The organism is Rummeliibacillus sp. POC4 (assembly GCF_003576525.1).
Classification (GTDB): domain Bacteria; phylum Bacillota; class Bacilli; order Bacillales_A; family Planococcaceae; genus Rummeliibacillus.
In genome coordinates, this window is record NZ_QWUA01000028.1 from 25,421 (window position 1) to 38,742 (window position 13,322).

Below are 13,322 nucleotides of genomic sequence, written 5' to 3' on the forward strand. Positions count from 1 at the left end.
CAATCTAAAAAAATATCAATAATGATGTATAAAATATCAGAAAATTGGCAAAGAATGTAACACGATTGTTACAGTGCATACATCGATTAGAAATCATAATGACATGTGACGATGGTAAAGTTAGTCGTGTTAGTACAAAGGAGGTCGTTTTTAAACGATGAAAAAATATTTAATTGCACTAGCGGGTGTTTTCGCACTTGGAACTGCAGCAATATCAACACAAGCAGATGCTGCTAGTTACAAAGTGGAAAAAGGAGATACACTTTGGGGTATTTCTCAAGATGAAAAAGTATCAGTAGAAGATTTAAAAGAAATGAACAATTTAAATTCAGATGTAATTGTTCCATCACAACAACTAGAAACTAGCCAAGAGGCTAAAACATATACAATTCATAAAGGCGATACATTATTTAAGATTGCTAGTAAAGCAGGTATATCTGTCCATGATTTAAAATCTTATAATAATCTTAATAGTGATCTAATCTATACAGGTCAAAAGCTTGTTTTAACAGGAGATTCAAATAATAATAATGTTGCTTCTGTTTCGACTAAGCAAACACAAACACCAGCTAATACCCAAACTGAAGAGAAACAAAGTACATCTAAACAACAACTGACAAAAACAAATACATCTACAAACCAAGCGGCACCACAATCTGCTGGTAAAACATTGACGGTTACAGCAACAGCATATACACCATATTGTGCAGGGTGCTCAGGTGTAACAGCAACAGGGATTAATGTAAAAGCTAATCCGAACATGAAAGTTATTGCGGTAGATCCTAGAATTATTCCATTAGGCTCAAAAGTATGGGTTGAAGGATACGGTACAGCTATTGCTGGAGATACAGGTGGAGCGATTAAAGGTCATAAAATCGACTTACTAATGCCAAATAACAGTCAAGCAAAAAGCTGGGGAGTACGCACAGTAACAATTAAAGTTTTAAATTAATCGATAATAGTTTACGAATCATACGAAATACGCTATTAATGAAGTTAACATTAATGGCGTATTTTTTATGTTTAAGAATCTATTTAAAATGATCTTAATCATAAAAATTCCTAGTTAGAAGTAATAAGAACTGCATAAATTGTATCTTATATGTATAGTAGAGAGTATGAAGATAAAATTTAGGTGGATGTATGGATGAAAATCAATAAAACAAAGATTTTTCAATGGTTAAAAGTCATTTTACCAATTTTGCTGATGATTTTTGCAATACATGAAATTGGTAAAATTTTAGGGAATGCGAATGGGAAAGAAATTGCAAATAAGTTAGAATCCTTAGATGTCAGAACAGTTGCATTAATTGCTTTACTCTCATTAGTGCTAGTGTTTCCAATGTTTTTTTACGATTATTTTATAATTAAAAAATTAAAGCTAAAAAGATCTTTACGACGCTTGATGAAGGAATCATTAATCATTAATTCTTTTTCAAATTTAATTGGGTTTGGAGGACTTATCGGAGTCTTACTACGTACACACTATTTTAAAAAAGAAGAAGTAGATAGTGCTTCATTTTTTAAAACCATCACATCAGTTACATTATTTTACCTAGCGGGTATTTCTTTATTTACTTGGGTTTTGCCAATATTCTACTGGGATTTTCCGATGTTTGCAGAACATCGGATTTTAGTTGTTGCAGCTGTTGTTATTGGTTTGTATGTCCCGTTTTTAATTGTAAAGGCGTTTATTCAATTGTTTAGAAAAACAACTACTAATCGTCGTTTGTTAAGTGATTTGGGATTATTAGGTGTTTCGATATTAGAATGGCTTGGCGCATTTACATTTATGATGATTTTAGTATATTCGCTCCATATATCAATCAGTATCGAAAATCTAATTCCAATTTTTATCGTTGCTTCTTGTGCAGGAATTGTTAGTATGATTCCTGGAGGTCTTGGTTCTTTTGATTTGGTATTTATATGGGGAGCACAAAGTTTACAAATACCTGAAGAGTCTATTTTGGTACTTTTATTATTTTATAGGGTTGGTTATTATGTGGTCCCTTTTTTAGCAGGGCTCGCTCTTTTCATCCGCGAGTTATGGGCGAAATTTAATGTAGGATTGAATGCTATTCCTCGTTTCTTTTTAGAAAAAACGAGCCATATTTTAGCAACTGCCCTTGTGTTCTTAGCAGGATTAATACTTCTATTATCTTCCGTCGCACCTGGTGCAATTGAACGTATTCAATATGCAAAAGAATTAATGGCATTTCCAATTATCAATATCTCACATCAATTAGCGGTTGCTACGGGATTTGTGTTGCTTGCATTATCAAATGGAATATCTTATAAAGATAAAAATTCATATAGGATGACAGTTTTTGTCTTACTATTTGCTTCAGCACTTTTTATTATTAAAGGTGTTCAGTACAAGCAAGCGTTATTTATGTTATTTGTAGCAGGGCTTTTGTATTTATCTCGCCGCCGATTTTATCGGGAAAGTTACGTCGTGACTTGGGGGAGGAGTATTTTAAATACGGCAATCATCTTCGTCATTTTATTGCTGTATATCTTGATAGGCTTTTTTGTAAATCCATCGATGAAGTATACTATTCCAGAGAAGCTAAGACCATTTTTAACTACGGATTCGAGTGATTTATTTAAAAGTGCATTTATGGGTCTTATTGTCGTTGCATTTGTGGTTGTGTTGGAAGTTTCACTACGTAAGATTACTCAGTTTACAAAGATATCTTCATTAGCATATGAAGAGAAGATTTTCCTTCATCTAAATAAATATGGAGGAAAGGAGTTATCCCATTTAATATTTCTTCACGATAAATATATCTATTGGAATAAGAATAAGACGGTTCTATTCCCATATCAGATTATTGCCGATAAATTAGTAGTCTTAGGTGATCTGGTCGGTGCGAAAGAGGATTTTAATAAAGCAATCGAGGAATTTATGAAGTATGCAGATGATTACGGATATACACCAATTTTCTATGAAATTAGTGACCAGTTTGTTTCATGCTTGCACGGATATGGTTATCGCTTTTTCAAGATGGGTGAAGAAGGATATATCAATCTAAAGAAATTCAGACAGTCGAGAAAAGTAATGGAAGAATACAAGAGAGTAAATTCGAACCTTCTAAAAGAAGGATTCACATGTGAAATCATGCAACCACCATACTCAGCTGAAATTATGAGCCAATTGCAAAGTATTTCGGATGAATGGCTTGACCATCGAAAAGAAAAAGGATTTTCAATCGGTTATTTTGATAAAGATTATTTACAATTTACACCTTTAGCTATTTTGAAAAATAATAATTTCGAAATTATTGCCTTTGCTAATTTGATTCCATTATATGATGAAGAACGTACAGTTAAAATTGACCTAATTCGATGTAAGAAAGATTTTTCATCAGATGATACGATGGATTATTTATTCTTTAATATTATCCAAGCATCTGAAGTTAGAGGGTTTGAACGTTTAAATGTAGGAATAACACCTCTATCACATGTAGGAGTTTCCAAGTTTGCAGGGATTAGTGAAAAGATTGCAACGCAAATAATAGTCGATGGGCAAGAATATTATAATTTTCAAGGGGTTCAAAATTTTAAAGAGAAGTTTGCTAATGAATGGCAACCAAAATATCTTGCTTATCGAAAAAAATCTTCACTTCCATTTACAATTTTACAAATTATGATGTTAATAGGAGATAATAAATATTCATCCATGAGGGAGAAAGTTTCAGAAGCAAAAAATTCAAGGAAATCTTAGTTGGAACAACAAAGAGAGGCATTCATAATAAGTTCTCTCTTTGTCCTTTTCATTTTATTTAAAATGAGTGGAAGCGGGGAGCAGTTCTCACTCTCGGTCAGGTTCAATTTGTTTAAAACCTAAAAGTTCAGCTTTAGTGGGGGAATTATTTTGGACCTGTTTTAACTCTAAACGGAGTTTCTCTGTTTCTAACATATAGTTTTTTTGCTTGATTTCCTCTAATTTAATTTCCTCTTTTAAAATTTTGTGTTCAATTTCTAAGCGTTTATTTTTGTTCTGGACAATTGTCTTAATAACTTCTCCTGTAATAGCAATGGCTACAATCAAAACGACAAATAGCATGATTAATCACCCCTAAAAATTTGATTTTAAATATATATACTCAGTTATAAATAAAAAGTTTCAATTTAGTTGAATTATCTTTAATAATCATATATTATTATTATTATTAAATAATCAGAATATTCAATTAAAAGGAGTGCTGCCATGAAACCTTCGAAATTTGAAACGTATTTGTTGGATGAAGAATATGAGTTATCTTCAAGTGAATTTACTGGTGAAGAATTGGAACAACCGTATGAAAGTGAACAATATCCAGAAGGATTTTATACAGAGTTATAAACAAAAATACAGCCCAATAATGGCTGTGTTTTTTTGTATTTGATGAATTGTAATATTAAGTGCAACACTTGTAAGTCAAAATAAAAGAAGCCCATAACGTCCTCGTGTAAAATGTTAGTTACCACACAAACATCTGAGGAGGAATCGTTATGAGCTATCAACATCTTACCATATCTGAGCGTTCAAAAATAGAAACTTATATAGAATTAGGATATTCAATTAGGGAAACTGCAAAATGCCTAAAAAGAAGTCCTTCTACAATTTCACGTGAATTAAAACGTCATGTAAATTGTACAGCTGAAGAAGCTCAAGCTCGTTATCAAAGTAATAAATCTAATTGTGGTGCGAAGTTAAAACTAACACCAGAACTAAAAGAAGCTGTTCAAGAAAAGTTGGGTGAAACTTGGTCACCAGAACAGATCGTCGGCCGCTTGTATCAAGGTAAGCTGAGTTTTAAAAGCATCTATCGTTGGATTTACAACGGCTTATTAGAAATGCCTCTTGCTGTACTTCGCCAAAAAGGGAAACGTCAAAAACCGCGTGAAACAAGAGGTCGCTTTAATATTGGTACACCGATTTCAAAACGTCCAAAAGAAGTTCGTAAACGTGAAACATTCGGTCATTGGGAGTTAGATACCGTTGTTTCCGGACGTGGACAAGCAAAAGGCTGTGTCGCTACATTTATTGAACGTAAAACACGTTGGTATACAGGCATATTAATTCCAGACCGTTCTTCAAATTCAATGGAAACAGCCGTTAAATTATTGCATCAACAGTTACCTCAAGGAGCAATTCAAACAGCCACAACAGATCGAGGAAAAGAATTTAGCTGTTACAACGTACTGGAAAGAGAATTAAATATCCAGATTTATTTTGCAGATGCTTATTCATCATGGCAACGTGGCAGTAACGAAAATGGGAACGGCTTACTTCGTGAATTCTTCCCTAAGAAAACAAATTTCGATCACGTTACCCCAGATGAGATGAACCAAGCACTTCAACTCATTAATAATCGACCAAGAAAATGCCTTGGTTGGAAAACTGCACACGAGGCCTTTGAGGAAGAACTGTTGCACTTAATTTGACAAAGTATCATTTGGAAAAAAACATAAATTGAAGTAATATGGTACAAATGAGGTGTAAAAAATGACGATTGATGAACAAATATTAAATTGGTTTAATTATTTTCATGAACATCCAGAGATTAGTTGGAAAGAACATGAAACGACAAAGAAAATTGCGAGTATATTAGATAACTTACATATCTCCTATAGATTATTTGGTGATGTACCAGGTCTGGTTGCTGAAATAGGTGAAGGCAGAGAAACTGTAGCCGTTCGTGCTGATATCGATGCACTGTGGCAAGAAGTAGACGGAAAATGGAGAGCTAATCATTCATGTGGACATGATGGTAATATGTCTATGGTACTTGGGGCATTATTGCGTTTAAAAGATCAACCATTACAGCACAAGGTACGATTTATCTTCCAACCTGCTGAAGAAATGGGAAATGGAGCGGTTGCAGCATTCGAACATGGTGCAGTAGATGGTGTATCTCATCTATTTGGTGTGCATTTACGTCCGATTGAAGAGCTTAAATTAGGACAAGTATCACCCGCCATACATCATGGATCAGCTATTTTCCTCGAGGGAGAGATTCATGGTACAGATGCGCATGGTGCACGTCCTCATCAAGGCCAAAATTCGATTGATGTTGTTGTAGCGATTCAACAAATGATTAAAAGTATCTATGTATCACCATTTGAACCACATTCTGCGAAGCTAACGAAAATTGTAGCAGACGGTGGAAGTATGAATATTATTCCAGGTACAGCAAGCTTTACAATGGACATTCGTGCACAAAAAAATAGTGTTTTAGATGTGATACAAGGAAAAATTGAAGAAGGCTTAAAGGCGATTGAAAAACAATTTAATATTGATATGAATTGGAAATGGGTAGATTATACACCAGGTGCTGAAGTTTCAGAAGAAGCGGCTAAAATGGCGGAAGAAGCGATTATTGAAACTTTAGGAAAAGATCATTTAGCACCACATGTTATTACGCCTGGAAGTGATGATTTCCATTTCTATACGGTTAAAAAGCCAGAACTAAAAGCTACGATGATTGGAATTGGTGCAAATTTAGCTCCAGGATTACACCATCCGAAAATGACATTTAGTCATGAAGCTTTGCTTGATGCTTCTAAAGTATTAGCTGCTGTACTAGCTAAAAATCCTAAATCTCATAGTGATGATTAGCAAAAGTGAATGAGTTTGAGTTTTATATAAGGAAGAATGGGCTGTCCATTAAATGGATTTAGCCCTTTTTTCAATTCTAAAAATATTTAGTGATAAGTAGAAAAATTAAGTTCATATATAGCACGAGGTCTACCTTGTTGGTAAGACATTTCTTCGCCAACTACTTTTGCGTAGCCGTGTTCAACTAGCTTTTTTAATATTCTTTCTGTAGATCTTCGTGTGACTTGTAAGTATTTTGCTAAATCTACTGCTGTAAATTGTAAAGATTGTCTTGAAACGCTAAAAGCCATGATTTTTGAAATATTGAGGGGACTCAATTTTGTTTCTTTTGCCATTTGTAACACATATGGATCCTTTGTTTGTAAGGAAAGAACTATAGGCTGGTTTGGAAATGGTCCTTGTAGTTCTTTGTTTTCACTCATAATGTAGATGGCATTAGGTAATGCAAAATCCAATGCCCTTTTTGCATTTTCTTGTGCCTCTAATATAGATTCTCCATAACCAAATGTTAACTTTATCGGGTACTGTGTTATGTTAAAAGTAGATTCTAATAAGTTATGTTGAAAAGCATTTTGAATGTGACCGAAAGTGGTGAATAATTCAAAATGATTAGTGTCCATTTTTTGATAGGATGCATGTGTAGCTGTGACAACTTTTTGTAATATAAGCTGCTCATCTTCATTTGATTCAGAAAACTCTAGAATACCAACAACTGCTTTTGCAGACTCGGATTTAGTCATTTTAGATAATACTTTTGTCTCTTCTAAACGATGGATAATGGAACTATTAGAATCATGCATACGCATTGCAGGGATACCTTCCGCAATCAGTGCATCATAGATACTATGAATACTTGTAATAACAAATCTAATCTTGCCTTCATCCCATAGTTTTCTATGCCGCTGATAGATCATATTAAAGTGTTCTTCAATGTGAATTTCTTGTACAAATGGCTGTGATCCATTGTATTCTATATCATCCAAAACATTTTTAACGTGCTTAGAGTTAATAACATCAATCGATAATTGAGAAAGTTGTATATGATGTTTTGCTAAAACGGATAAAATGGATGTTGATATAGCAAATTCATCTTGTTTTAAGTATGTCCATGGTATCGGCCAGTTCGTTAATAGTGGTTTTGCGTATAAATATGGCAGCGTACCGGAAAATAATAATACATCACAAGGTTTAATCGTTTTCATTAATTTTGGGGTTTCATCTGGGGTGTTATAGATATAAAATTCTAATTGGATATTCTCAACTTCTTGTGAGATACTTATTAAACGATCCTTAAAAGCAAGAGAGCTAATGACTGCAATTTTTGTAGGCATTATGACGACTCCTTAACTATTTTTTAATCGCTATTAGCGACCATTTAACGACAACTATATCAAGAGAATTTCTAAATGTAAAGAAAAGAGTGAAAAAAGATGAAAATATCATCGGTAGAAATCTATGCTATTGAATTACCATTAATCGAACCTTTTATAATTAGCTATGACACATACGATACGATGCCTTCTATTATCGTCAAAATGACAACAGATGAGGGAATCGTTGGTTATGGAGAAGCTGTTCCTGACGAACATGTAACTGGCGAGACATGGGAAAGTACTTATATGGTTCTAAAACATCAACTTGCACCAGTCGTAATTGGACAAGATCCTTGTAGCTTTGAAAAGATTCATGAGTTAATGGATAAAACGGTTTATCAAGTACCTGCTGCAAAAGCAGCAATAGATATTGCTTGTTTTGATATTGCAGGTAAAAAATTAAATGTTCCTGTTTACCAACTCATTGGTGGTCGTTATCACGAAAAATTCCCTATTACACATGTATTAAGTATTGGAACCCCTGAAAAAATGGCTAACGAAGCAGCTGAAAGAGTGGAAATGGGGTACCGTTCATTTAAGATGAAGGTCGGAACAGAAGTGATGAAGGATGTAGAACGTATCCAAGCAGTACGTGAAAAAGTAGGGGATGCTATCGACATTCGTGTAGATGTTAACCAAGGTTGGCATAATGCAGCAACAACATTAAAAGGGTTACGCGCATTACGCGACGTTAATCTAGATTGGTTAGAGCAACCAGTAGATGCAGATGATATCGATGCAATGGTTGAAGTCAAATCAAAAACTGATGTGACATTGATGATTGATGAAGGATTGCATGGTACAAAAGAAATGCGTGAAATTATTGCAAAACGTGCAGCAGATAAAGTGAATATAAAACTCATGAAGTGTGGTGGAATTTATCCTGCTATGAAATTAGCTAATATGGCCGAAATGGCAGGAATTGAATGCCAGGTAGGGTCTATGGTGGAATCTTCTATTGGTTCAGCAGCTGGTTTTCATGTAGCCTTTTCAAAAAAAATTATGAAAAGCGTCGAACTTACTGGACCTCTTAAATTCTCAAAAGATGTTGGAAATCTACACTATGATGTGCCTTTTATCTGCCTAAACGAACGACCAGGCTTAGGAGTAGATGTAGATGAAGATATCATACAAGAACTTTGCCATAAATCATGTATTGTTCGTTAGGAGGAAATTATAGTTATGACTATTGCAAATGGTTTTCTTGGTGAAACACCTTATTACGTTCAAATATTAAGTGAAAAGAATTTATCCGAACTTGCAAAGTTACAAGAGGAGGTAATCGGTGCATTACCTGATAAGAATACATTACAACCATTAAGTGAAGAGGAATTTAAGTTTATATTAAGCGACCATGGTTTAATGATTGGTGTTTATGTAGAAGACGAACTAATTGCATTCCGTGCTTTACTTGAACCAATGATTGACGAAGAGCATTTAGGTAGAGATTGTAGTATACCAGAAGAAGAACTTACAAGAGTACTTTATCAAGAGATTTCAAATGTTTCTCCACGTTATCGTGGTTATGGATTGCAAAAAAGGATGGCTCAAATCATTATGGAACAAGTAGATTTAAGTCGATTCGATTATATTTGTGCAACAGTAAAGCCATTGAATATCCCAAGTTTAAAAGATAAATTTTCCCAAGGTTTAATGATAGCAGGTTTAAAAGTAAAATATGGCGACAAATTGCGTTATATATTTTATAAAAAGTTGAATGGTGAAACTCCAACTTTTTCTGAATCACGGGCTTTATTAATGTCTGATACTACCGGACAACAACAATTATTAAAAGAAGGCTTTTTGGGAACAGATATGTTTCAGATGAAAGATCAATGGTATGTAACATATAAAAAGTAAATCCTTATTAAGGGGTGAAGAATTTTGAACAAAACACCTGTAATTATTGATTGTGACCCTGGCATTGACGATGCAATGATGCTGGCATTAGCATTTTCACGTCCGGAACTTGATATTAAACTTGTCACAACAGAAGCAGGAAACTTATCTACTGATAAGACAACCTATAATGCGTTAAGCTTTTTAACTTATATTAATCAAAATGTTGAGGTAGCACGTGGTTTAGCCCATCCTATTTTCCGCACTTTAGAAGTAGCAGAAGATGTGCATGGCGAAGGCGGTTTAGGTAACGTCAAATGGGCGGAACCAACTTTAAAAGAAAGTAAGCGTCCAGCCATTATGGCTATATATGAGACACTGATGGCTAGTGATGAACTCGTTACGATTATTGCTACAGGGCCTTTAACGAACATAGGTGCATTATTACTTGCTCATCCTGAAGTAAAACCAAAGATTAAAGTGATTTCTTGGATGGGAGGGGCAGCAGTTGGGGGGAATATGTCTACAACTGCAGAGTTTAATGCCTATGTAGACCCACATGCGGCAGAGATAGTATTTCGCTCAGGTGTCCCTATTGTGATGAGTGGTTTGGATGTTACACATAAAGCCTATATTACACGTAAAGAGATGGCTAAACTTCGAACATTAGGTACTCCATTTGCTGAAAAAGCAGCAGACATGATGAAGTTCTATACATTTACGCAATCACAAACACCGTTCTATGCACCACATTTTGAAGAACAAATTCGTGTACATGATGTATGTGCGGTAGCTGCCATCGTTGCACCTGAGTTATTTAAAGGTGACAACTATTATGTGGAAATTGAATTAGAAGGACGTTATACTACTGGGACTACAATAGTTGACTATACACATAAAACAGGGAAGAAGCCAAATGCTAAAGTGTTACATAGCGTAAATCGTGAAGGTTATATCAAGCTGTTTTTTGATGCATGTACGACGATTGGACAACAGCTTTTAGAGGAATAGTTTAATGTTAAGTACTAAGACAAAAGGGACTCTCCATTTAGCTGGATGAGCCCCTTTTGTTGTTATGATGTCCATTTTCCATTATATTTGTCATCAAAACTTTCTTTTTCTAAATCTTTTCTTTGAGCTTCTAGTGGATACGAATCAACTGTTTGCTCATCTTCGTGTAAATCATAAATACTAATATACTCAGAATCCAACATATCCGGTCTGTCTTCGTAAGGAAGATCGATGAATTTCTTTTTATCATTTGGCAAAGAATCTTTTTTCATGGTATCACTCTCCTTTAAGTTAGTGTGAGCGATACAAAGGATATTATGCGCCAAAAGCTGTTTGATAGAGAAGATAGATGTTTAAGGCTACTACAATCCCCGCTACAATCCATCCTAAAATCGTTGTTAGTTTGTGGTTGACCAATCCGCCCATTATATTTTTATTACTTGTGAACATAATAAGAGGTATCAATGCAAAAGCAATCCCAAATGATAATATGACTTGACTCCATACCAATGCTTTTGTCGGGTTAGCTCCAAAGGCGATGATTAAAATAGGTGGAATCATGGTAATGGCACGTCTCAAATAAATCGGAATATGTTTGTTTATAAAGCCTTGCATGACAACATCACCGGATAATGTACCAACCGATGAACTTGCTAGCCCCGCAATTAGTAATCCTAGCCCGAATGAGACTGCAGCTATCGGACTAATCATATCACTAAGTGCATTGAATGCTACATCAAGATCTTCAACATTCATCCCTTTTGAGTGGAATACAGCAGCTGCGATGATTAACATACTCATATTAATAGCCCCTGCAATTACCATAGCAATTATGATATCGATAAATTCAAATTTGAAAATTTTCCGTTTTTCTTCATCGTTATGCCCTATTATGCGATGTTGAGTTAATGATGAATGTAAATATATAGCGTGTGGCATAACTGTTGCACCTAAAATACCTGTTGCTAAAAGGATCGAATTGACACCCTCAAATTTAGGGATAAATCCTGCAGCAATTGCTCCGGCATCAGGATGAGCAAGGAATGTTTGGAATGCGAAGGCTAACACGACCATCATTACCATTGCCGAAATACCAGCTTCAAATGCACGTACACCTCGTCGTTGAAGTTCTAAGATAGCAAACGATCCAACAGCGGTGATTAACGCTGCAGGAAGCATTGGAATATCAAACAATAAATACATACCAAGTGCAGCGCCTATAAATTCTGCTAAATCTGTTGCCATGATAACTAACTCAGCTTGAATCCATAATAGAATGGACGTTTTCTTAGAAAAGTTTTCACGCGCTACTTCGGGTAAATTTTTCCCCGTTGCTATGCCTAATTTCGCAGAAAGTGATTGGATAAGCACAGCCATTAAGTTTGAAAAAGCAATAACCCATAATAGTAAATAGCCATATTGTGAACCTGCTGTAATATTCGTTGCGAAGTTTCCTGGGTCTATATAAGCAACAGCAGCTATAAATGCTGGACCTAAGAAAGGAAGTATACTTTTAATACCATGTACTTTACCGTTTAAAACATTTTCAGCCGTTATTTGATTATGGTTTTTATTTTTTTCTTTTTGAAAACTATTTAGCATGTTTTTCCCCCATTCCCAAAAGTGTTATACCAGAAATAAAGTTTCCTTCAGGAAAGTTTTTGTGTGTACATTGTACTGCTATTAAGTTTAAAAGTAAAGGGGATTTAGGATTATTTTTAGATTTACTATTAAGTTAATAATATTTTGGGTGATGAGAACATCGGAATTTTATTTTAATGGACAAAAGCCACATTGCATCCAACCGGGAATATCCTTAGAAAAGCAACAAGTTTTTCGTACAGGAATATTGATCAATTTTGAAGGATGTTCTTTCCCAGTATACTCTTTAAAGTAAGAGTACTTAGCAAAAGGGGACCATAGAGAATCATCTTCTAACAATGCAATATCTAATTGAGCTTGTTCATAAGTCCCAGGATTTGAAAGTAGAACATGGTAATGCCATAACATATAACCAAATACATTTTCCCATAGCATTTTAGGGGATACAGAAGTTATTTTACGAAGTTGAACAAAAACTTCATAACATTGTTGTTTTAAAATTTTTTTGAATGCAGATTCTCGGTTTTCCTCTTCAACCCAATGCCAATCTGATGATTTCGTAAATGTACATAATGCCTTATTTCCAAATTCTTCTTTAATGCCGAATTTCAAATCACTTAAAGCACCATCCCAAAATTCGTCATACATTGTTAACATGTAAAATTGCATTGAAATAAACATTCCATAGCGACGAGTAAAATAGGAGAGTGCAATTACATCTGACTCCACTTTACTAATTACTTTAATCAGTGTTATAAAATCACATAAAAAATCATCATTATGAAGCTGCTGTAAGTTAAAAATAGTATGAACTGAATCATCTACATAAATACTATAAGACTTTAATTTTTGTAATTGATCTTTTGATAAAGAACCCATAAAATCACCTC

General features: G+C 34.5%; 13 protein-coding genes. 8 read left to right on the forward strand and 5 right to left on the reverse strand.

All coding sequences use genetic code 11. The features are described 5' to 3' along the window. Positions 1-157: 157 nt before the first annotated feature. Both D1606_RS10355 and mprF read left to right on the forward strand, forming a co-directional pair. The gene (locus D1606_RS10355; protein ID WP_119415940.1) at positions 158-952 is read left to right on the forward strand and encodes a LysM peptidoglycan-binding and 3D domain-containing protein; all 795 of its coding nucleotides are present in this window, start codon (positions 158-160) and stop codon (positions 950-952) included. Positions 953-1,147: 195 nt separating this feature from the next. Continuing rightward, entirely contained in the window at positions 1,148-3,727 is a 2,580-nt protein-coding gene (mprF, locus tag D1606_RS10360) for a bifunctional lysylphosphatidylglycerol flippase/synthetase MprF (protein ID WP_119415941.1), read from the forward strand. A gap of 87 nt (positions 3,728-3,814) precedes the next feature. Here the strand turns inward: mprF and D1606_RS10365 are convergent, their stop codons facing one another. Next, positions 3,815-4,069, reverse strand: coding sequence for a hypothetical protein (locus D1606_RS10365; protein ID WP_119415942.1), 255 nt, complete (start codon positions 4,067-4,069; stop codon positions 3,815-3,817). 144 nt (positions 4,070-4,213) lie between these two features. On the opposite strand from D1606_RS10365, the gene D1606_RS19205 reads away from it, so the two are divergent. From D1606_RS19205 to D1606_RS10375, 3 genes are all read left to right on the forward strand, one after another. Beyond that, complete coding sequence (locus D1606_RS19205; RefSeq protein WP_255416312.1) at positions 4,214-4,348, forward strand: hypothetical protein; 135 nt, start codon at positions 4,214-4,216, stop codon at positions 4,346-4,348. Positions 4,349-4,497: 149 nt separating this feature from the next. Further along, entirely contained in the window at positions 4,498-5,433 is a 936-nt protein-coding gene (locus D1606_RS10370) for an IS30 family transposase (protein ID WP_119415943.1), read from the forward strand. 61 nt (positions 5,434-5,494) lie between these two features. Then, positions 5,495-6,607, forward strand: coding sequence for an amidohydrolase (locus D1606_RS10375; protein ID WP_119415944.1), 1,113 nt, complete (start codon positions 5,495-5,497; stop codon positions 6,605-6,607). Between the two features lie 86 nt (positions 6,608-6,693). On the opposite strand, the gene D1606_RS10380 is transcribed toward D1606_RS10375, so the two are convergent. After that, positions 6,694-7,938 (reverse strand): hypothetical protein, encoded by a 1,245-nt coding sequence (locus D1606_RS10380; RefSeq protein ID WP_119415945.1) that lies wholly within the window; start codon positions 7,936-7,938, stop codon positions 6,694-6,696. Positions 7,939-8,037: 99 nt separating this feature from the next. Between D1606_RS10380 and D1606_RS10385 the strand changes: the two genes are divergently transcribed. From D1606_RS10385 to D1606_RS10395, 3 genes are read left to right on the forward strand one after another with little or no spacing between them, the layout of a single operon-like run. Then, entirely contained in the window at positions 8,038-9,147 is a 1,110-nt protein-coding gene (locus tag D1606_RS10385) for a mandelate racemase/muconate lactonizing enzyme family protein (RefSeq protein WP_119415946.1), read from the forward strand. A 15-nt stretch (positions 9,148-9,162) separates the two neighbouring features. Next, on the forward strand, positions 9,163-9,840 hold the full coding sequence (locus D1606_RS10390) for a GNAT family N-acetyltransferase (protein ID WP_119415947.1): 678 nt from the start codon (positions 9,163-9,165) through the stop codon (positions 9,838-9,840). A 24-nt stretch (positions 9,841-9,864) separates the two neighbouring features. Beyond that, a complete protein-coding gene (locus tag D1606_RS10395; RefSeq protein ID WP_119415948.1) occupies positions 9,865-10,830 on the forward strand; it encodes a nucleoside hydrolase in 966 nt (321 codons plus the stop codon). A gap of 62 nt (positions 10,831-10,892) precedes the next feature. On the opposite strand, the gene D1606_RS10400 is transcribed toward D1606_RS10395, so the two are convergent. The 3 genes from D1606_RS10400 to D1606_RS10410 all read right to left on the reverse strand — a co-directional run bounded on the left by D1606_RS10400 (position 10,893) and on the right by D1606_RS10410 (position 13,311). Beyond that, a complete protein-coding gene (locus D1606_RS10400; RefSeq protein ID WP_119415949.1) occupies positions 10,893-11,102 on the reverse strand; it encodes a hypothetical protein in 210 nt (69 codons plus the stop codon). A 43-nt stretch (positions 11,103-11,145) separates the two neighbouring features. Further along, positions 11,146-12,432, reverse strand: coding sequence for an Nramp family divalent metal transporter (locus D1606_RS10405; RefSeq protein ID WP_119415950.1), 1,287 nt, complete (start codon positions 12,430-12,432; stop codon positions 11,146-11,148). A gap of 168 nt (positions 12,433-12,600) precedes the next feature. Further along, positions 12,601-13,311, reverse strand: coding sequence for a hypothetical protein (locus D1606_RS10410; RefSeq protein WP_119415951.1), 711 nt, complete (start codon positions 13,309-13,311; stop codon positions 12,601-12,603). Positions 13,312-13,322: the final 11 nt, after the last annotated feature.